The sequence below is a fragment of the Gelidibacter gilvus genome (assembly GCF_004115975.1).
GTDB classification, from domain to species: Bacteria; Bacteroidota; Bacteroidia; order Flavobacteriales; family Flavobacteriaceae; genus Gelidibacter; species Gelidibacter gilvus.
The window spans coordinates 577,776-599,417 of sequence record NZ_SDDZ01000001.1 but is presented as its reverse complement, the minus strand read 5'-3'; the positions used below and the strand labels follow the sequence as shown (position 1 = coordinate 599,417).

Genomic DNA, 21,642 nt, shown 5'->3' with positions numbered 1-21,642 from the left:
AGGCCCATTGTTTTCTATAATATAGTTTTGCAACTCAGCCCGTTCATCGTACCTTTGAAGCATCCCAAATTACAAATTTATGCTCGACAATTTCTGGTTTAACGCAACGTACGGCATGAACCATGTTTTGGATATCAACGCATATGATCATGTCTTGTTTTTATTGGTGCTTACCGTACCTTATATGTTCAAAGACTGGAAACGTATCATCCTGCTTGTCACTATGTTTACTTTAGGCCATACCATCAGTTTAGTGTTGGCTGTGTACGGTATTGTCAGTGTGAGTGCCAATTTGATTGAATTCCTGATTCCCATAACGATCATGGTCGTGGCGCTCTACAATGTTTTTACTGCGGGGAAAAAAGCGCCAAGTGAAAAAATTGGGATTCTGTTTTTATCGACTTTATTTTTCGGACTGATCCATGGGTTTGGTTTTGCGGGCGAATTTAGAATGTTTGTAGGAAAAGCGGAAAGTAAATTGATGCCCTTGGTAGAATTTGCCTTGGGTATTGAATTAGCACAAATAATCATTGTTTTTGTAGTCTTGTTTTTAGGTTTTCTTTGCCAAACCATCTTCAGGATTTCAAAACGCGATTGGATTGTAGTGTTATCGGCAGTGGTTGTTGGTTTGGTCATCCCGATGCTGATCAACAATGAGTTATTTACATAAGCGCTATAAGAATCGCTAAAATTTAACTCTAAATTTTATCAAATTAAAATACGAAGCTTTTATATTCGTTGTAGGTTTGCACGAGGAGCATCGACTAAATAATTAAATTAATTAATGCCAAAGAAAAAACAGTTACGCTACGATAAGGCGTATTTAAGAATCGCGGAAGAATGGGGTAAACTATCCCATTGCAAACGCAAGCAGGTTGGTGCACTTATAGTTAAGGACAGAATGATTATTTCTGATGGTTATAATGGCACACCTACAGGTTTTGAAAACTATTGTGAAGATGATGAAGGTTACACCAAATGGTACGTTCTTCATGCCGAAGCCAACGCGATTTTAAAAGTAGCGGCCTCAACACAATCCTGTAAAGGCGCCACCCTATACATTACCTTATCTCCTTGCAAGGAATGCAGCAAATTGATCCATCAAGCTGGCATCATTCGTGTTGTATATCACCAAGGTTACAAAGACGATTCCGGTCTTGAATTTTTGGCCAAAGCCGGCATAGAACTAGAACTTATTGAAGAATTAAGCACAGAATGACTTCTAAGAAAAAATACATCCCATTGATTATTGGTGTTGCCATTGCAGCTGGCGTTTACGTTGGTGGGAAACTCAATTTCACGGATAATTCTGATCGTTTATTTACTTCAAACAGCAAAAAAGACAAGCTCAATAGGCTCATTGATTATATTGATTTTGAATATGTCGACAATGTAAATACCGATAGCATTGTGGATGTGACCGTCAATGGTATTTTAGACAAACTCGATCCGCATTCTGTTTACATACCAAAAAACGAAATGCAACGGGTCAGTGAAAACATGAAAGGCGATTTTGTGGGAATTGGAGTCAGTTTTTACACTTACAAAGATACCATAGCGGTCATCCGATCGCTTCCTGGAGGCCCTAGCGAAAAAGCAGGAATAAAAAGTGGTGACCGAATTATTATGGCCGATGAGGATTCTATTTTTGGACGTCAATGGAGCAATGAAGACATCATTAAAAAGTTAAAAGGCGAGAAAAACTCTAAAATAAAACTGAAAGTCTACCGAAAAGGCGAAAAAGATCTACTCGATTTTACCGTGAGGCGCGCAAGCATTCCCATCAACAGTGTGGATGCTGCTTATATGATTACAAAAGACCTGGCTTATATTAAAATCAATCGATTTGCCGAGTCCACTTATAAAGAATTCAAAAGAGCCCTGGACGGTCTTCAAGATGAAGGTGCTACCAAATTAGTACTGGATTTAAGGGATAATCCCGGCGGTTTCTTGGGAATTGCTGAACAAATTGTGGACGAGTTTTTGGAAGATGGCAAGTTGATTCTTTTCACAAAAAATAAATCCGGGCGGATAGAAAACAGTTATGCCACCCGTAAAGGTGATTTTGAAGAAGGCGAAGTGTTTGTACTGATCAATGAAAACTCAGCTTCTGCCAGCGAAATTATTGCTGGCGCTTTACAGGATAATGATAAAGGCACAATTATTGGCCGCAGAAGTTATGGAAAAGGCCTCGTACAACGAGAAATGGCATTGGGTGATGGCAGCGCAGTGCGTTTAACCGTATCCAGATATTATACTCCTACAGGACGATCCATACAACGTCCTTATGATAATGGCCATAATCAAGAATACTACAACGATTATTACAAACGTAGAAGCAGCGGTGAACTTAATGATGAAATCAACATCAAAGTAGCCGATTCCTTAAAGTTTACCACTCCAAAAGGAAAGATTGTTTATGGCGGGGGCGGCATAATTCCTGATGTTTTTGTGCCTTTAGATTCAAGCATCCAAAACGAAACCCTAAATTACATCAGACAAAGTGGTCTTATCAGTTATTTTGTTTTTGAAGAACTTGATAAAGATCGAGGCAGCTATAACGGGGTCACCCAGCAGGATTTTATCTCTAATTTTGCGGTCAGTGATGATATTGTTATCAGATTTCAGGACTATCTGAATGAAAGACATAGAGCAAACGTCACTTTTGTGGCCTACAATAAAGAAATGAAACAACTTATCAAAGCCGCTTTGGCTGACCAATTATATGGCTCAAATGCTTCTGAAGAAATTCTAAATGCTACGGACGATATGATTGAGGAAGTGATGAGATTGATTGAGAATAAGTAGCGGAAATATTCTTTATTTTCTATGAATATCATTTATTAACGATATCACTCTTTTGCACAAAAGCATTGAGGGATTTTCATTCGACTAGTAAACTATATCTCCTCCAATATGGATTCGCCACTCGATTTGTCACCGGAAGTCCATTGCCATGTTTCATGAAGTCTGATTTTTTCCATTTTTTTGGAATTCGGGTTTTGAATGACAAACTCCAGTCATTAATTCTCCCTTGACATTGACTTGGTGGTAACGCATTTCGATATGCCCATTTTCGTCCACCAATCCTATTAAATGACCTTTTACTATTTGACCACCTTTATAATCGGAAGTTAGGATATTGCCAGTCTGCTTATATTCAAAAATAGTTTCCTCTGAAGTTTCTCCATTTGCAGAATTCTGAATTGGTCGGAATTTTTTAGTGTTGTAGTTCATTTAAATTCGGTTGTTGATGATAATAAACAGATCTATCGTAGTCATTGATATTCTGTAATTATCAAAGAGAAATCACTGCCTATCGGTTAAACCCGCTTTCTCCGTGTTCCGTTCTTAAGTTTTATCATGGACATGGGCATCATTTCCATCATTCCAAAGTGTCAAAATATCTGTTGCAACTTGGGCGCCGCTACCCGAAGCAATCGCAAACTGACTTCTCCACCCGGCCAAAGTACCCGCCACATATAAACCGTCCGCTACCAAATGATTATCGTTTTTCAACCAAATACGTTCTTTTGCAGCTGGAGCTCTTGGATGTGGCTCGATATAGGTCTCTAAACCTTCAATAGTGATCAAATTTGTATAGCCTACAGCCACAACGACTGCTTTGGCCGTGTAAGAGTTTTTATTGGTGGTCACCGTAAAACCTTCCGCAGATCTCAGAATGGCACTTACCTTTTCATTTTTAATTTGATCCACATGTGGATACAAGGTGCTGAGTTGTGCTTTGCCCTGAAACAGAATATCAGAACCCAAAGTGCCCGAAGGAAAACCCAAAACATTATTGAACAAGGCCGTTTGTAAATGGGAAGTTCTCTGGTGAGTAATCAAGCCAATCCGCTTATGCTCCGCAAAGGATTTTGGTTTTGCTGATCCTAAAACCAAGGCACAAGACATACCAGCAGCTCCAGCGCCAACAATTAACACATCATACATTCCGATTTTGTTTGGAAAGTTTCTCAATACGTTTCGAAATTCTTAAAATTTGCAACAGCACAATGGCGCAAAGCGCTAAGATAATTGTAACCACTGCCACAAAACTTTCGCCTTGCAATAAGCCATTAAAATTGAGCTCTCCAAAATTGAAAGCAATAAGTCCCAATGCAATGACCGTTAGAATTATAGTGACTATTTTCATATTCTGATTATTGATTTAATTAAGACAACTCAAACAAGGTCTTGATATTATGGGCAAATAATTTTACGGCAATTGCCAACAAAATAACACCAAATATCTTTCTGATGACATTGATGCCACTTGGCCCAAGAAAACGTTCAATTCTCGAGGAAGTCTTTAAGACGATAAAGATAACAACAACATTCAATAAAACCGCCACAATGATATTCTGTACGGAATATTCAGCCCGTAAAGACAATAAGGTGGTTAAGCTTCCAGGTCCCGCAATTAAAGGGAATGCCAAAGGAAAAACAGTTGCCGTCATGCTACCGCTATCTTCAGTTTTATACAAGGTAATCCCCAAGGTCATTTCTAAGGCAATGAAAAAGAGAATAAACGCACCTGCAACCGCAAAAGAGTTGATGTCGATACCTATTAAAGATAAAATATTTTGACCTAAAAACAGGAATGTAATAAGGATAAGTCCGGCAATTATAGAAGCTTTCCCACTTTCTATATGACCGAATTTCTTTCGCAGATCAATGACGATTGGAATATTTCCAATAATATCAATAACCGCAAAAAGAATCATAAATGCGGTAAAAATCTCTTTGAAATCAAGTTGCATAAGATTAAGCTTTTAAACTTTTTGCAAAATTAGAATATTAATACCGATTTTAAAGGTTAATAACTATAAATTTTAGCTATTTTTGCAGCCCACTTTTTTATATAATTCAGCTCATTTTTAAGCCCATAGACCATGTTTCAACTAGGAAAAACCATTGTTTCAGAAGACATCCTTGAAAAGGATTTTGTATGCAATTTAGCAGCATGTAAGGGTGCTTGTTGTATTGATGGAGATGCAGGTGCTCCTTTGGAATTGGAGGAGACAAAAATCATGCAGGCTATCTATCCTAAAATCAAACCGTTTTTACGTCAAGAGGGCATTGATGCCATTGAGGCACAAGGCACGTTTATCACTACGGAAGATGGCGAATTTGAAACGCCATTAATTGATGGCGCAGATTGTGCTTATGTGATGTTTGACAAAAAAGGAACAGCACTTTGTGCCTTTGAAGAGGCCTACAACCAAGGTGAAACGGACTGGAAGAAGCCCGTATCCTGCCATTTATACCCGGTTCGGGTTAAGGAATATTCTGAATTTTCTGCCCTTAATTATCATAAATGGGATATTTGCGATGCTGCTTGTACTTTAGGCAAAGAACTTCAGGTTCCGGTCTATAAATTTGTCAAGCAGGCACTCATCAGAAAGTTTGGAGAGGATTGGTATATGGAGCTGGAAAAAGTTGCTGAAAGTCAACGTTAACTTCCATTTTTGTTCCATCCACACATTATTCACTACAATCCATACATTGCTTTATACTTAATTCATTTGTTTTAATAATTTTAAGTTTCACTTAATTTAATTAATCTCACTACAAATGAAAAATTCAGTATTTAGAGTCGGCTTATGCCTTTTATTTCTATGTTCATCAACTCTCGTTCTGTCCCAGAATGGTTCGAAAGAACTTAAAGATGCCTATGATTTTGACTATATCTATAAACTTAAAATGACCAACAAAAAGGATCATATTCAATTTGACTATTATCTCAAAAAAGATGCAGGATATTTTGGTTTTGATATTTCAGAAATTACAAAAGGACAGGAAGGCATGAAAATGTTTACCGTTATGGACAATGATAGCGGTACCACCGGTATGTTCATGGAAATGATGGGTAAAAAAATGGTCCAAAAATCGAAAATAAAGCTCAGCGATTTTGATTCAGATAAAAATGATTCTGATTTCACATTTACACAAATAGGCTCCAAAACTATTTTGGGATATAAGTGCGACGGATTCATTATGGAAAACAAAGACAGTCACATCACGGTTTACATTACTAATGAAGCCCCGGTAAGTTTCAGCAAAATGTGGGACAATAGTAAAACCAAGATGCCAAAAGGCTTTGACGCCTCTTGGATGAAAAAATATGGAGAAAATGGCCTCATGATGGAAATGAAGTTTGTTGATAAAAAGAAAAACAAGAATAACACGACCATGGAGTGTGTAGGTTTGGAGAAAACCAATTTCTCAATCCAAGCTTCAGATTATGGTTCTATGTTAAGTGCTTTCGGAAAATAAACACTGTATTTGATATTGGTACCGTTCCCTCAATCTAAAAGGCATTTCACACATTGAAATGCCTTTTTTGCGCAATCATGGTTGAGAATGCTTTTGATTGTCTCTATATTTGAGAACATTTGAAACAAACTTCATGAACCTATTGTTAAGTATCCTATTTGCAACATTCTCATCTACTTCTGTCTTTTCAGACGAAATTATGGCAACTGTCATTTTTGAAAATTTAACTGATAAAACCTCTATTTCTGGTGTGTTTTATATTTCAGAAACCAATCAAAGTTTTCAAATCAACTCATTGGAGGAATTCACAATCACGCTTCCAAAAAGAGGGAAGTATCAATTTAAATTTTATTCTGAAGACGTTAATGCTTTCACCTCTTATCCAATTAGAATTACTGAACGAAAAAACACGGTGACCATAAGATTGGAAAACAAAACAACGAATGCTGAAACACTAGCGAGAACTTCTACCATAAAAGACATCTCAGGATTTTCAAATGAACAAATTGAAGAGGGCGTTAACAATGGCACGATTAACTTTATTGTGCACGGTTTGGTCGCTCTTAGCCCTGAAGCCATAAAACCATTTAAAGATGTTTTTGGAGTAGGTTTTATAAGCGAAAACTGTGTGGTAGATCCAATTTCGTTTAGAACGGCGATGAACACCAATAAAAAAATTCAAGATTACTTGACTTTGAAATTTGGCGAGGTTTGGAAAGACAAATTGCCCGCACAACCTTTTGGACTGTAATGACATTCAAATCGTATAGAATAAACTACTATAAGCTGGACATCCTAAGTTTTATATTGCCATGCTGAAAGTCTGCTTCGTGAAATGGCCGATAAAGCATATGAAAAATCATATAATTATTCGTGCACCCGCCTGAACGGACGGGCAGGTTGGTGGTTAAAGCATTTATAGAAACTAAGTAACTACAACCAATAAAAGCAATTCTCAAGAACTCACCAATAATCACTTATGCCGATTTCAACTTATTGGAACGGATTGGGATATGTACCACCACCCTAGTTCCAAGTGGTCTTTCTTTTGCATCATACAGGTCTTCGATATCCATTTTATAATCATTAGTAAATCGTTTAGAAAAATTAGCCAATCGCGCTTTGGTTATGGCTAAGCCCACAGACTTACTTTTCATTACTCTGCCATCGTTTATTATTTCTGAAGCCTTTCTGCCAATACCATTATCAGTAATAGAAATATTAATAAAATCATTGTTTTCCTTATAAACCCTTAATTGAATCTGCTTGTCCTCTTTTTTGGAAGAAAGACCGTGCCATAATGCATTTTCAAGAAAAGGCTGTAAAATAAGTGATGGTACTTTAATGACCGAAATATTAATACCTGGCTCTACCTCTATCGTGAAATTGATTTCGTTGGAAAATCGGATATTTTCAATATTCATGTAGAGCTGCATGGTATCCAATTCGTCTTCCAAAGAAATCTCCTTTTCAGTGGATGCGATCAATATTTTCCTGATAAATTTTGAAAACTTATTCAAATAATAAACGGCATTCTCCTTTTCGTTATTAATGATATAAAGCTTTATGGAATTTAATGAGTTGAAGATAAAATGCGGATTCATTTGGCTCCTCAACATATCCTGTTCTAAAGTCAAAATCTGCTTTTCATGACTTAATTGTCTGTTTCTGTTAATGGCAATCATAATGCCCGCAACAATTGCTAAAGTCAAAATAGCGGCCCAAAATATGGTTTGATTCCGTTGTAATTTTGATCTTACCAATTCATTTTCATTGGCAAGCTGAATGATCTGGTTCGTCTTAGCTTCGTTTTCATACTGAATGATAATATCACTCACATATTGCATATTACGCTCCGTGAAAATAGTTTTTTCAAGTTCAACAGCTTTCTCAAAATGTTCTAAAGAGGCCTTATAATCTTTTTTCTTTCTATATAACTCAGATAAATGTTTGTAGGCATCAACAGTGGAGGTTTTTAGTCCGTAGGTTCCAGAAACTTCCAGTCCCTTCTTGAGATTGATTTCTGCTAATTCATCCATTTGCAGTTCCTGTTGAACCCAACCTAAATTAATATAGGCATAAGAAATATAATATTGATCGCCCAATTTAATCGCCTTCTCTAAACCTCTTTCAATGATCGCTTTTGCCTCTTTGTATTTCTTTTGTTTGATATAAATCTGTCCAATACTGTTGTAACAAATAACGCGACCAACTTCAGAATCAATCTGTTCATTATAATTTAACGAACGTTCATAATTTTTTAGGGCAAGATCTAAAAGTCCTTTGGCCTCATCAGCATAGCCCAGATTATGGTAGTTAATGGCCAAACCTAATTTATTTCCCAATTGATTTTCAATGACCAGCGATTTTTCAAACTGATCAATGGCGAGATCATACTGCTTTAGGGTTAAATAAATATTTCCCATACTATTTTGGGAAACCGCAATACTGAGCATCAGCTCTTCGGATGGATTTTTAATGGATTTCGCAATGTCCAAAGCTTTTTTATGGTAATCCAGAGCAGGTTTTATAAAATCCATCCGTCTGTAAACCACGCCCATCATGTTGAGACTAATAACCTCCAATTCAATGTTATTGGCGATTTTTGCCAATTCTTCAGCCTTTTGGTGAGATTTTAATGCAGCATCATAGAGCGATTTATTCCTATAAATTTCTCCCAACTTATTCATGGCATAACTCTCAACTTCCAATGAGTGCGCATCTGAGGCTTTAACCGCCAAGCGCTTCATAATCAAGCTGTCACGTGTAAACTTCGAGAATAAGGAATGGATTTCAGAATAATCTTTTGGCCAAGTACTCTCAACTTTTTGCAATGCAGCGTCAAACTCAGCATTGTTTTGATTTTGGGCTTGAAGTGATATGATGGCGCTAAAATACACCAACCCTATCGCAAAATGCTTTAAGGAATTTTTTAAAACCGCTATTAGTTTTAATGGAAGATGTCGCATAAGTTTATAACTTTTCCAAAAAATCAGATTTTCGTTGTCTTGACACAGGGATTTTAAAATTTGACGCCATGACGACATAACCTTCACTTTTTAGAAATTCTTTTATTTTTTTAAGGTTGATAACATAAGAATTGTGAATTCTAAAGAATTGATTTTCTGGCAAAAGATCGTTCACTTCTTTCAACTTCTTTGTGATGACAATCTTTTGGGCATTATCCATGACAATTGTACTATAATTACCGTCTGATTCTACGTATTCAATTTCTTCAGCATCCAAAAAAATAAGTTTCCCATCGGTATTGATAGTGATTCTTTTTTGATCAAATCTTGCATTAAAATTAAGCAGCACTTCTTCAATCTTATTGGAATTCACCAATTTGGACGTGTATTTTTTAACTTTCTTGATGGTTTCTTCCAAGTCATCAGAATCAATTGGTTTCAATAAATAATCTATGGCCTCATTCTTTAACGCTTTAATGGCAAATTCATTATATGCCGTAGTAATGACCACCGCAAAATCTTTATTGGTAAGTTTCCCCAATAGCTGAAATCCATCCATCGTTGGCATTTGAATATCCAAAAACAAACAATCAAGAAAATTGTTGTCTATATAGTCAATAGCCTCTTCAGGACTCGTGAATGTTTTAATCACTTCTATCTCATCACTAAAACCGGAAAGTTCCCAAGTGAGACTTTGTATCGCCTTAGGCTCATCATCAATAATTACCGCTTTTATCATAATTTAAATATAATACTATTAAGGTTGAAACTTTCATAAAAATGTATGCTTAGTAGCGTTTAATGTGTAGTGTGTTCATTTTATCACATTTTTGGAAATTTGGCACCATGGATTTACCAAAAATCACGTCAGAATTACCATCTACACATTATTTCATACCATCCATACAAATCCTCCTCGTAATGAGATTAATTTTTCTGATATTTGATGAAGGGATTTATTAATTACCCCAATAACAAAAGTGATCGTGGGGATTCACTTTTAGATTAAATGCTATTAATCAATTAGAAGTCAGGGTTCATCCCTGGCTTTTTTAATAAAAATCCCTGTTATTAACAATTATCTTAGTTAGTTTTAGTTAATTATTAGGAAAAGCATCTCTTTCTCATTTTTGAAAGCGATGCTTTTGCTTTTATTTGGGTCGAGAACACGATATTTGAGAACTCTAATCGATTAGCTTAAAAAATGGACTTCAAAAATAGGGTAATTCCTGAAGAAATGCTCGCCAGTAAAACCAAACGTTTCATTAATAACCTCATCGATTTAATTCCGTTTTACATCATGAGTTACGGTCTAATCTATGGCGTTTTCTACTTAGGTGACTATTTGGGCAATCAGGAACTGAGCCAGTTTCTAATAGATCTATCGTTCATTGAGGAATCACTAATCGATTTTATCTTAATTGTCTTTTATTACTTTGTTTTCGAAAGTCTGACCTTCAGATCCTTGGGCAAATACGTCACAAAGACCAAAGTTATAATGACTAATGGCGCAGAACCAAGACCTAAAGATATTTTAATTAGAAGCCTTTGCAGGATTATTCCTTTTGATGGGCTGTCTTTTCTTGGAGCAAAAGGCAAAGGTTGGCATGATGCCATTTCAAAAACTTATGTGGTGGATATTGATAAGTTTGAAAAGGAACGAATTTTGTCAAATGAAATCGAGCAGATAGGTCAATCCACTGAATAAATTCACTAAACATCAGATATAAGTAAAACCCAACAATTGTTTTCTCTTTTTATTTGATACTCATATAACTTCATTAAATTTGCACTTCAATTTTTCATACTATGTACAGAAGTCACAACTGTGGTGAGTTAAGAGCATCACATATCGATAATGAGGTTACACTTTCAGGTTGGGTGCAGAAGGTGCGCGATAAAGGATTCATGCTTTGGGTAGATTTGCGCGACCGCTACGGCATTACACAACTTGTTTTTGACGATGAACGCAGCTCAAAAGCTCTAATGGAACAAGCGCAAAGCTTAGGCCGTGAGTATGTCATTCAAGTTAAAGGAACTGTTATTGAGCGTGCTTCCAAAAATGCAAATATTCCAACAGGGGATATCGAAATTCTAGTTTCAGAGTTGACCATTTTAAATTCGGCAATTCTACCTCCGTTTACCATTGAAGACAATACCGATGGCGGTGAAGAATTACGTATGAAATACCGCTATTTGGATATCCGAAGAAATCCTGTAAAAAACAGTTTGATCTTTAGGGCCAAAGTAGCACAAGAAGTCCGCAATTACTTATCAAACGAAGGTTTTATAGAGGTAGAAACCCCGTATTTAATAAAGTCAACGCCAGAAGGCGCACGTGATTTTGTGGTACCAAGCAGGATGAATGAAGGGCAATTCTATGCGCTGCCACAGAGTCCGCAAACTTTCAAGCAATTGTTGATGGTGGGTGGCATGGACAAATATTTCCAAATTGTGAAATGTTTTAGAGATGAAGACCTTCGCGCCGATAGACAACCAGAATTCACACAAATTGACTGTGAAATGGCATTTGTTGAGCAAGAAGATATTTTGAATGCTTTTGAAGGCTTGACGCGTCATTTATTGAAAGAAATCAACGGGATTGACATCGAAAAATTCCCGCGGATGACTTATGATGACGCCATGAGAACATACGGAAACGACAAGCCGGACATCCGTTTTGGGATGGAATTTGGTGAGTTGAATGACGTTTCTCAGCATAAGGACTTTGGTGTATTCAACAGCGCTGAATTGGTGATTGGTATTGCAGTTCCTGGTGGCAACACGTATACACGTAAAGAAATAGACCAATTGATTGATTGGGTAAAACGTCCGCAAATTGGTGCCTTGGGCATGATTTACGCACGTTATAATGAAGACGGCACGTTTAAATCGTCCGTTGATAAATTTTATGACCAAGAAGATTTGGCTAAATGGGCCGAATTGACCGGTGCAAAACCTGGAGATCTTATTTGTGTGCTTTCAGGAGATGCCCATAAAGTAAGACCGCAATTGAGTGCTTTACGCATGGAATTGGCAACCCGTTTAGGCTTGCGCAATCCTAAAGAATTCGCACCATTATGGGTGGTCGATTTTCCATTATTGGAATGGGATGAAGATACAGAACGTTACCACGCCATGCATCATCCGTTTACCGCTCCAAAACCAGGACAGTTAGAACTTTTAAAAACCGATCCGGGCGCTGTAAAAGCAAATGCCTATGACTTGGTAATGAACGGGAATGAAATTGGTGGTGGATCCATAAGAATCCACGACAAGAAAACCCAAGCACTGATGTTTGATTATTTAGGGTTTACACCTGAAGAAGCCAATGCGCAATTCGGGTTTTTAATGGATGCCTTTCAATATGGCGCACCACCACACGGTGGATTGGCCTTTGGCTTGGACAGATTGGTCGCCATTTTGGGCGGACAGGAAACCATTCGCGATTTTATTGCCTTCCCAAAAAACAATTCTGGCCGTGACGTCATGATTGATGCACCTGCACCAATTGATGAGAAACAACTTGAAGAACTAAGCTTAAAACTTAATTTAAAATCAAAATAATATATGTCCTGCGTTATGCAGGACATTTTGTATAAAGCAATGCCAAAGCATAAGTCATTAAAACGGTTTTTAATTTTGAGATATAAATATATTTCACAAAAAAACTATGTTTATGTTCTTTGTATTATTGTAGGTTTAATGGTGGGTTTGGCGTCTGTGGCATTAAAAAATATCACCTTCGCCATCCAACAAGCCTTGCAGCACGGCATTATTTTTTCCGAAAACCAACTTTACTTTATTTTGCCATTTATCGGACTGCTGTTGGTATATCTCTTTAGAAAATACTTCGTACGAAATGAACTGGTGCCATCAGTACCGCCATTTCTAAAACGTGCTATTCCATCGCTGTTATATTCGCTTTTGAGGCAAAAAGGTCTACTGTCCTATAAACTTATTTATCACCCTTTAATCTTGGCGCCATTGACCGTAGGTTTTGGGGGATCTGTGGGATTATTGGGGCCAGCAATTACATCAGGTTCTGCTTTGAGTTCCAATTTAAGTAGGCTGTTGCATGTGGATAGAAAAACAAGAACCTTGCTCATTGCCTGTGCCACTGCCGGCGCAATGGCATCTATGTTTAAGTCGCCCATAGCGGGCATCGTTTTCGCCATTGAAGTATTTAGTCTTGATCTTACCTTTGTTTCCTTATTGCCCTTGTTAATAGCTTCTATATGTTCGATTTTAACCTCTTACTTCTTTTTGGGAGATGAGGTGCTGTTCAACTTTGTGGTTTCAGATAATTTTACAATTTCTGATACGCCATTCTATATCATATTAGGAATCGGTACCGGGATTGCCTCATTGTATTTCACGAAAATATATTTCGCGATTTACGCTTTCTTTGACCGATTTAAAACGCGCTTCGTAAAGTTGTTGGTTGGCGGTTTAGCCATAGGGATCATGCTGTATTTTATTCCACCACTTTATGGAGAAGGACTAAGTTTTACCCGAGACCTGTTCAGCGGTAATTATTTAAACGCTTTGGGTTCCAATCCGTTCGATAAGTATCTCGATAATATTTGGGTAGTCATTGTCCTGCTTCTCGGTTTTACGGTTTTTAAGGTTGTTGCCATGACCACCACTTTTGCTGCGGGCGGTGTAGGTGGCGTTATCGTTCCAACCATGGTGATGGGGAGCGCCTTAGGAAATGTTATTGCCAAAATATTGAACAATGTTGGTTTAGGGTTTCAAGTTTCTGAAGCTAATTTCACCTTGGTAGGAATGGCAGGATTAATTGCAGGAGTTATTCACGCACCATTGACCGCGATATTTTTGATTGCTGAAATCACCGGAGGTTACGCTTTGTTTTTACCCTTAATGATTACGGTGGCCATTTCATATATGATTACCAAAAATTATATGGAACATACCATTTACACACGTGAATTAGCTGAGCGCGGCGATTTATTAACTCATGACAGAGATAAGAATGTCTTGACCTTGATGCGACTTGAAAGTGTTATTGAGAAAAACTTTATTTCTTTACATCCAAAAATGACTTTTGGTGAAATGCTCCATGAAGGCGTATCAAAATCAACTCGAAATTTATTTCCCGTAACCAACGCCGACAATGAATTTTTAGGAATTATTTTGTTGGATGATATCCGAGAATTGTTGTTTGATCAGAAATTATATGACACTACTTTTGTTGAAGATTATTTACATAATCCTCCAAATATAATTATTTTTGAAGAAGACACGATGCAGACCGTGATGGACAAATTTCAAAGTTCAGGCGCTTGGAACCTTCCAGTATTAAAAGACGGAACATACTATGGTTTCGTTTCAAAATCTAAACTATTGACTGCTTATAGACGTCAATTGATTAACTTTAACAAATAATGAAATATCTCATAACTTTTCTAGCTATAGCTGCTTTAGGGAGCATTGCCGCAGGATTTATTTTTGAAAGTGACTATTCCCAAAAATTCATCGGTTTTGGAACTATGGGACTATTTGTTCTGGTATTTCCATTATTTGCCTATTACCGATGGAAAGACAAAGACTTTAGGGATTATATGTTGACCAAGGAAAATCTCGACAAGATGCGCGATAAAGAAAAACACAAGTTCTAATTCAGATTTCGTTTTTCAATAAAAAAACGTTTTAGCAATCGCGAAGACTCTTCTGCCAAAATGCCACCAACCACCACCGTTTTTGGATGGAGTTTGGTGTTCAAAACACTACAACCTCTTTCCTCATCTTTTGCCCCATAGACAATCCTGCTTATTTGGCTCCAATACAAGGCACCAGCACACATCTGGCAAGGCTCCAAGGTGACATATAAGGTACAATTAGTGAGATATTTCCCTCCTAGAAAATTGGATGCCGCAGTAATGGCCTGCATCTCGGCATGGGCTGTTACATCAACCAAAAGTTCGGTTAGATTATGTGCTCTTGCAATGATTCTGTTATCAATCACAATGAGCGCACCTACAGGAATTTCGCCCTTATCAAAGGCATATTCTGCTTCCTGTAGCGCTTTTTTCATAAAATAGATATCATCAAAAGGATTTTCCACTGAACAATCTTCAAAGGTTAAAAATCAAAAATACAATTTCAAATGCTACATTTGTACTCTGATGAAAAAATTATTGGATCATATCCATTCCCCTTCTGATTTAAGAACCTTAGATCAAGAAGATTTGCCGCAGCTTGCCAAAGAATTGCGCGACTTTATTATTGATATTGTCGCTACCAAAGAAGGGCATTTAGGCGCTAGCCTTGGCGTAGTGGAACTGACCATTGCACTCCATTTTGTTTATAACACACCAGAAGATTTATTGGTTTGGGATGTTGGTCATCAAGCTTACGGACATAAAATTTTGACCGGCAGAAAGTCCATTTTTCACACCAATAGACAACTTCATGGCATCAGTGGATTTCCAAAACGGGATGAAAGTAACTATGACACGTTTGGTGTTGGGCACTCTTCCACCTCTATTTCTGCAGCTTTGGGAATGGCCATTGCCTCGCAATTAAAAGGTGAAGACAGACATCATGTCGCCATTATTGGCGATGCCTCAATTGCTAGCGGGATGGCTTATGAAGGTCTCAATCACGCAGGTGTAACCGATGCTAATTTATTGGTGATCCTTAATGACAATGCTATTGGGATTGACCCAAGTGTAGGTGCATTAAAACAATATTTGACCAACGTCAAAAAAGGCACTGAAAAACAAGACAATATTTTTGAGGCTTTAAATTTTGATTATACGGGTCCTATTGATGGGCATGATCTTAATGCCATCATTAAGGAACTCAAGCGACTCAAATCCGTAAAAGGCCCTAAGTTTTTGCATGTCATTACCACCAAAGGGAAAGGATTGAGACAAGCTGAAGAAAACCAAGTCACTTATCATGCTCCCGGAAAATTTGATTCCGCCACTGGAGAATTGGCTATAAAAACGGCGTCTTCACTCACAAAATTCCAAGATGTTTTTGGGTTGACCATTGTGGAATTGGCAGAAAAAAATCCGAAGATTGTAGGAATTACCCCTGCCATGCCAACTGGAAGTTCTTTAAAATACATGATGGATCAAATGCCAGATCGGGCGTTTGATGTAGGGATTGCAGAACAACATGCCGTTACACTTTCCGCAGGAATGGCCACACAAGGCATGATGGTTTTTTGCAATATCTACTCCACCTTTTTACAGCGTGCCTACGATCAAGTCATTCATGATGTCGCCTTACAGAATCTGCCGGTCATTTTTTGTTTGGATCGTGCTGGTTTAGTTGGTGAAGATGGCGCCACCCATCACGGTGTGTTCGATTTGGCTTATTTGAGATGTATTCCTAACCTCATCATTTTTGTACCGCGCAATGAAATCGAATTGCGAAATATTATGTATACGGCGCAATTAGGACTTCAACATCCTATCGCCATCAGATATCCTCGTGGGTATGGCGTGATTCCAGATTGGAAACAACCTTTTGAAAAATTGGAGATTGGAAAAGGCGAATTACTTACAGAAGGCAGAGATATCGCTATTTTAACGGTTGGATTCATTGCGGAAAACGCAAAAGAAGCCATTTCACAATTGAATGGTAAAACGAAGGTTGCACATTATGATATGCGATTTGTAAAACCTTTGGATGAAGCACTTCTACATGAGATTTTCAATGATTCCAAATATCTCATCACCGTTGAAGATGGTACGATCATAGGCGGATTTGGATCGGCAGTTTTGGAATTTGCAGCAGAACATCAATATTCCATTCCCATAAAAATATTAGGCATTCCAGATACTTTCATGGAGCACGGGAATGTTGCACAATTACAGCATTTGGCACACTTAGACGTCAACGCTATTATCAAAACGGTCGAAGCAGCGTTACTCTTTATCAAGACCCACCAAATCTGAGTGTTGATGGGTTTGATGGTTCTTTGCATGGGTTGGTTGCTCTTTTGTATGTGAAAGATCATTAACCACAAATAAAAAAGCGACAGTTATACAAAGAATAACGATGGCGGTAAACGCATTCTTTTTCATAATAATTGAGTTAGGATTCTCCCAAATATACAAAATTATCGATTAAATGCAAGTTTATCCGATTAAATGTATTTAAAAATGCGTCCCTTTCAATTTCTTATGAGTTAAAATCGCTTTACTATCAGAGAACTTTGAAACGTAATTACAAATGCCCAACAAGTTATTGTATAAGTTTTCTTGATTCAGATCCAAGGTTTTCGGGAAGATTTTAAGCACCAATTTATGATAGTTACTTAAAGTTCCTTGATGATGGTTACTGATGGTGTCCGTAAACACATCCAAAATACCGTCAATAATTTTAAAACCTGCAATTTCCTTATCCACCACTTCTTCCGACTGATACACTTTTTCAACACTTAGTTTGATGATATCATTGATCTGAGCTTGATATTTGGAAACGTCCAATAATGCCTTATCAAATTTCCCGCTGAGAATATCTTCTTCATGGCTCATGAACAATTCCACAGCTTCATTGATCAAGGTACTAATGGCTAAAGCGCGCAAATAACTAACGCGGTCTTCGGTGTTGGACAGGGCATAGTAATTTTTAGAATTAATGGTGTTCTTCACTAATTTGATGAGATATTCCAGTGCGAATTCCTCTTCAATCAACCCTAAATTAATCCCGTCTTCAAAATCGATAATCGTATAGCAAATGTCATCGGCAGCTTCCACCAAAAAAGCCAAAGGATGTCTGGCATAGCTTAAATCTTGTGGAGTTCCCCGATTTACCAATCCGAGTTCCTGTGCAACATCTACAAAAGCCTCCTTTTCACTTTGGAAAAATCCGTATTTTTTATCGGCGATATTCGACGTTGGTTTTTTAGGTAAGGATTCTTTCGGGTATTTCATAAAAGCGCCAAGTGTAGCGTAGCTTAAACGCAGACCACCGAGTCGTCCTACACGACTTTCAGTCAATATTTTAAAACCGTTGGCATTGCCTTCAAAATCACATAGATCTTGATATTCCTTATCCGTCAAATCTGCTTTGAACCGTTTTCCATTGCCATTTTTAAAAAATTCGCCAATAGCTTTTTCACCGGAATGACCAAACGGCGGATTTCCGATATCATGAGCCAAAGCTGCCGCAGCAACAATAGCTCCAAAATCGTTGGGCTGATACCCATGGATATTTTGGAGATGCGGATATTTAGCCAAAACTTTCTGGCCTACACTCCTACCCAAACTTCTACCCACAACACTTACTTCCAAACTGTGGGTCAAACGGGTATGGACAAAATCAGTTTGCGATAAGGGAATCACTTGGGTTTTATCCTGAAGACTTCTAAATTCCGAAGAAAAAATGATGCGATCATAATCCACTTCAAAGCCCAAACGGGTTTCATCCTGTTCTTTACGAATTCTTTTATGTGAATCGCCAAATCGTTTTAATGATAATAATTGCTCCCAGTCCATAGTAAGGTTTTATGCGTTGGCAAGATACATTTTTCAATGTTAAATTAAGATGTCCATTTTGTAATAATTTACTTTAAGCTAACATTCGCCTAACTTTATTACAACCTAGGTTTCATCTTAGGTTAACCTCGTTCTTGGACATCATGACTTTCTTTGCAGTGAATATTTATAACCAGAAAATGAAGAAGATTTTAATAGCATTGCCATTTATTTTCACCTCAATATTGAATGCACAATCTACAGCATCTATTGCAGGAAAATTGATTGATAAAGAATATAACAATGAGCCACTAGCGTTCGGAAACGTGCTCATAAAAGGCACCACTATTGGAACGACCACCGATATGGACGGCACCTACGTGTTTGAAAATCTAAATGAAGGGCGCTACACCCTTGTTTACAGCTTTGTAGGCTATGAAACAAAGGAAATGGAAGTGGCATTGATAGCAGGAAAAGCGGTTAGCATTGATGTTGATATGGTGGCAAGCGCTGCAAGTCTAGATGAAGTGCTCATTACTGCAAGCACGAGAAAAATAAGTGAAAAGGCGTTACTAATGGATCAAAAAAAGGCCATTGAAATCAAGCAAAGTATCGGCATAGAGGAATTATCAAGAAAAGGGGTAGGTGATGTTGCCACTGCCGTTGCCAAGACTACAGGTGTTTCCAAACAAGAAGATTCAAATTCAATTTACATACGTGGTCTTGGAGATCGTTACAATTCCACTTCCATAAACGGTCTGCCCGTAACTTCTAATGATCCTGAAAAGAAAAATATAGATCTGGATCTTTTCTCAACGGATATCGTCGAATACATAGCGATTGACAAAGTTTATAATCCTAAAATTTCCGGGGATTTCGCAGGCGGAAATGTGGATATTACTTCCATCGACTATAAAGGCAAAGGGATGCTTGAGTTTTCTTTAGGTTCAACAATAGGAACTAATGCCATGCATAAATTTAACGATTTCCAATTGCAGGATGGTCCAAACAGATCAGGTTTTTCTTCTTATGGTGTTCCAAATGATCCGCTTGGAGGATACCATTTTGAAAACAGTTTAGCGCCTGTAAAAGAAAAACCCTTAGGCAGTAATTTCGGATTAAAAGCAGGCAAATCCTTTGATATTGGAAATGAGGGCAAACTCAACCTTTTCGCCACTGCCAGTTTTGACAATGATTTTGAATATCGGGAAGGCATCAACCAAAGCGTCAGTGCGCAAGGCGCCAAACTAAAATCTTTTCAGCAAGAGCGTTTTTCTTATAATACCACTACCACGGGAATGTTTAATGCCAATTATCGTCTGAATCCGAACCATAACATCGCCTATAATTTTTTGATGGTTAACTCTTCAAATCAAATCAGAGATTCTTATCAAGGGTTTATCCGTGATATTGCTGAAGATGATAACGGTTTGATCCAACGCAGTACTTATATTCAGAACACCTTATTGATCCATCAATTATTAGGAACCCATAAACTGTCGGACAAATTTGATTTGGATTGGGCAGCTTCCTACAACAAGGTAGAAGGCGATATGCCAGATAGAAGTCAGAACACCATGAAGTTTTCTGACGATGCCAACGGCTATATCTTTGCGCAAAATACGATTACGGATAACCACCGCTATTATCAAAATCTGGTTGAAGATGAGTTGGCAGCCAACCTGTCCGTAAGTTATCTACTGAATGAAGATAGGGATGGCAATTCTAAAGGTAAATTATCCTTTGGATATAACGGTCGACTTAAAAAACGCGATTTTAAAGCCATTCAATTTAATTTCAGGATTTCCGGATCTCAATTAAATTCACCTATAGATCCGGACAATCTCGATCTGTTCTTAAACCAACAAAATTTTGATCAAGGTTTATTTGATAATGAATCCTTTGCTGGTCTCACCCCTCAAACCTATGACGGCGAACAGACTATTCACGCAGGTTTTGCAAGTTTGGAATATAAATTTTCAGATAAACTCACTGCCATGGGAGGTTTGCGATATGAAAAAGTAGAACAGACCGTGTCCTGGAGAACGCAATTGGATGCTTCGGGAAAAAGCAACACATTTAATAGAAATGAATTTTTGCCAAGTGTCATTTTAAAATATGAATTAAATGACCAACAGAATTTACGATTGGGTGCCAGCAAAACCTATACGCTCCCACAGTTCAAAGAAAGAGCCCTCTTTATTTATGAAGATGTAACCGAGGTCAAAGTTGGTAACCCAGACCTCTACCCTTCACAAAACTACAATCTCGATTTAAAATGGGAAATGTTCCCTAAAAGCTCAGAACTTTTATCAGTCACAGCGTTTGGGAAATATATTTTAGACCCAATCAACGAAATCACTTTAGCCTCTTCAACCAATGACATTTCCTTTATAAACACAGGAGATAACGGCTATGTGTATGGTGCTGAAATAGAACTAAGAAAAGAAGTTTTCAACTTTGATGGAGTCCATTCCAATAGCCTTTCGGCAGGACTAAATGCCACTTATATGCAAACGCATCAAGATTTAGATTCTGAAAAAGTAAGGGAAGAAACAAATTACAACACCAACCTAACCCACGACACTTCCAGCTTTACCGGAGCTTCCGACTTTTTATTGAACGCCGATGTATCCTATCTCAAAGATTTTAATGGTGATGCTAATTTGATGGCTACGTTGGCATATTCCTATACTTCGGACAGACTTTACGCCCTTGGTGTAGAAACGAAAGGAAACTTGGTTGACAAAGGTTTTGGCTCCTTGGATTTCATCCTAAAATCCAAAATAAACAAAAATCTAGCAGTTGATTTTTCGATCAAAAATCTTCTCAATCCAGCGGTTGAAAGGGTTCAAGAAAACACCTCCGAAACCATCACCGTGCTGTCATATAAACGTGGTGCTTTTTTCAAACTAGGACTGCGCTACAAGCTCTAA

20 protein-coding genes are annotated in these 21,642 nt (G+C 37.7%); 12 read left to right on the top strand and 8 right to left on the bottom strand.

Going from position 1 to position 21,642, the window contains the following annotated elements:
* The first annotated feature begins 79 nt into the window (after nt 1-79).
* The 3 genes from ESZ48_RS02575 (at nt 80) to ESZ48_RS02565 (ending at nt 2,808) form a co-directional block, all read left to right on the top strand.
* Complete coding sequence (locus tag ESZ48_RS02575) at nt 80-670, top strand: HupE/UreJ family protein (RefSeq protein WP_129015732.1); 591 nt, start codon at nt 80-82, stop codon at nt 668-670.
* Nucleotides 671-784: 114 nt separating this feature from the next.
* On the top strand, nt 785-1,219 hold the full coding sequence (locus tag ESZ48_RS02570; protein ID WP_129015731.1) for a deoxycytidylate deaminase: 435 nt from the start codon (nt 785-787) through the stop codon (nt 1,217-1,219).
* A complete protein-coding gene (locus ESZ48_RS02565) occupies nt 1,216-2,808 on the top strand; it encodes a S41 family peptidase (protein WP_129015730.1) in 1,593 nt (530 codons plus the stop codon). Before ESZ48_RS02570 ends, ESZ48_RS02565 begins: the two co-directional genes overlap by 4 nt.
* Before the next feature lie 153 nt (nt 2,809-2,961).
* Here ESZ48_RS02565 and ESZ48_RS02560 read toward each other — a convergent pair whose 3' ends face one another.
* From ESZ48_RS02560 to ESZ48_RS02545, 4 genes are all read right to left on the bottom strand, one after another.
* Entirely contained in the window at nt 2,962-3,237 is a 276-nt protein-coding gene (locus ESZ48_RS02560) for a n-acetylglutamate synthase (protein ID WP_223266334.1), read from the bottom strand.
* A gap of 114 nt (nt 3,238-3,351) precedes the next feature.
* Entirely contained in the window at nt 3,352-3,954 is a 603-nt protein-coding gene (locus ESZ48_RS02555; RefSeq protein WP_129015729.1) for an NAD(P)/FAD-dependent oxidoreductase, read from the bottom strand.
* Entirely contained in the window at nt 3,947-4,156 is a 210-nt protein-coding gene (locus ESZ48_RS02550; RefSeq protein WP_129015728.1) for a hypothetical protein, read from the bottom strand. The genes ESZ48_RS02555 and ESZ48_RS02550 overlap by 8 nt, the downstream gene beginning before the upstream one ends.
* Before the next feature lie 19 nt (nt 4,157-4,175).
* Nucleotides 4,176-4,763: a MarC family protein gene (locus tag ESZ48_RS02545; protein WP_129015727.1), complete on the bottom strand. Its 588-nt coding sequence runs from the start codon at nt 4,761-4,763 to the stop codon at nt 4,176-4,178.
* Nucleotides 4,764-4,895: 132 nt separating this feature from the next.
* Here ESZ48_RS02545 and ESZ48_RS02540 point away from each other — a divergent pair, with 132 nt between their 5' ends.
* The 3 genes from ESZ48_RS02540 to ESZ48_RS02530 all read left to right on the top strand — a co-directional run bounded on the left by ESZ48_RS02540 (nt 4,896) and on the right by ESZ48_RS02530 (nt 7,030).
* Nucleotides 4,896-5,462 (top strand): DUF3109 family protein, encoded by a 567-nt coding sequence (locus tag ESZ48_RS02540; protein WP_129015726.1) that lies wholly within the window; start codon nt 4,896-4,898, stop codon nt 5,460-5,462.
* Between the two features lie 115 nt (nt 5,463-5,577).
* Nucleotides 5,578-6,279 (top strand): DUF4412 domain-containing protein, encoded by a 702-nt coding sequence (locus ESZ48_RS02535; protein ID WP_129015725.1) that lies wholly within the window; start codon nt 5,578-5,580, stop codon nt 6,277-6,279.
* A 133-nt stretch (nt 6,280-6,412) separates the two neighbouring features.
* The gene (locus ESZ48_RS02530) at nt 6,413-7,030 is read left to right on the top strand and encodes an FEKKY domain-containing protein (protein WP_129015724.1); all 618 of its coding nucleotides are present in this window, start codon (nt 6,413-6,415) and stop codon (nt 7,028-7,030) included.
* 226 nt (nt 7,031-7,256) lie between these two features.
* Here ESZ48_RS02530 and ESZ48_RS02525 read toward each other — a convergent pair whose 3' ends face one another.
* Nucleotides 7,257-9,248, bottom strand: a complete 1,992-nt coding sequence (locus tag ESZ48_RS02525; RefSeq protein WP_129015723.1) for a tetratricopeptide repeat-containing sensor histidine kinase — start codon at nt 9,246-9,248, stop codon at nt 7,257-7,259.
* Nucleotides 9,249-9,252: 4 nt separating this feature from the next.
* Nucleotides 9,253-9,987 (bottom strand): LytR/AlgR family response regulator transcription factor, encoded by a 735-nt coding sequence (locus ESZ48_RS02520; RefSeq protein ID WP_129015722.1) that lies wholly within the window; start codon nt 9,985-9,987, stop codon nt 9,253-9,255.
* Between the two features lie 465 nt (nt 9,988-10,452).
* Between ESZ48_RS02520 and ESZ48_RS02515 the strand changes: the two genes are divergently transcribed.
* The 4 genes from ESZ48_RS02515 to ESZ48_RS02500 all read left to right on the top strand — a co-directional run bounded on the left by ESZ48_RS02515 (nt 10,453) and on the right by ESZ48_RS02500 (nt 14,890).
* Nucleotides 10,453-10,956 carry an RDD family protein gene (locus tag ESZ48_RS02515; protein ID WP_129015721.1) on the top strand — a complete coding sequence of 168 codons (504 nt, stop codon included), beginning with the start codon at nt 10,453-10,455 and terminating at the stop codon, nt 10,954-10,956.
* 101 nt (nt 10,957-11,057) lie between these two features.
* Nucleotides 11,058-12,815 (top strand): aspartate--tRNA ligase, encoded by a 1,758-nt coding sequence (gene aspS / locus ESZ48_RS02510; protein ID WP_129015720.1) that lies wholly within the window; start codon nt 11,058-11,060, stop codon nt 12,813-12,815.
* 39 nt (nt 12,816-12,854) lie between these two features.
* Entirely contained in the window at nt 12,855-14,657 is a 1,803-nt protein-coding gene (locus ESZ48_RS02505) for a chloride channel protein (RefSeq protein ID WP_129015719.1), read from the top strand.
* Nucleotides 14,657-14,890, top strand: a complete 234-nt coding sequence (locus ESZ48_RS02500) for a hypothetical protein (RefSeq protein WP_129015718.1) — start codon at nt 14,657-14,659, stop codon at nt 14,888-14,890. Before ESZ48_RS02505 ends, ESZ48_RS02500 begins: the two co-directional genes overlap by 1 nt.
* Here the strand turns inward: ESZ48_RS02500 and ESZ48_RS02495 are convergent.
* Nucleotides 14,887-15,336 (bottom strand): nucleoside deaminase, encoded by a 450-nt coding sequence (locus tag ESZ48_RS02495; protein ID WP_129015717.1) that lies wholly within the window; start codon nt 15,334-15,336, stop codon nt 14,887-14,889. The two genes, ESZ48_RS02500 and ESZ48_RS02495, sit on opposite strands and share 4 nt — an antisense overlap.
* A gap of 61 nt (nt 15,337-15,397) precedes the next feature.
* On the opposite strand from ESZ48_RS02495, the gene dxs reads away from it, so the two are divergent.
* Entirely contained in the window at nt 15,398-17,182 is a 1,785-nt protein-coding gene (gene dxs / locus ESZ48_RS02490) for a 1-deoxy-D-xylulose-5-phosphate synthase (protein WP_129015716.1), read from the top strand.
* Between the two features lie 201 nt (nt 17,183-17,383).
* Here the strand turns inward: dxs and ESZ48_RS02485 are convergent, their stop codons facing one another.
* Entirely contained in the window at nt 17,384-18,727 is a 1,344-nt protein-coding gene (locus tag ESZ48_RS02485; protein ID WP_129015715.1) for a deoxyguanosinetriphosphate triphosphohydrolase, read from the bottom strand.
* A 179-nt stretch (nt 18,728-18,906) separates the two neighbouring features.
* Here ESZ48_RS02485 and ESZ48_RS02480 point away from each other — a divergent pair, with 179 nt between their 5' ends.
* Nucleotides 18,907-21,642 carry a TonB-dependent receptor gene (locus tag ESZ48_RS02480; RefSeq protein WP_129015714.1) on the top strand — a complete coding sequence of 912 codons (2,736 nt, stop codon included), beginning with the start codon at nt 18,907-18,909 and terminating at the stop codon, nt 21,640-21,642.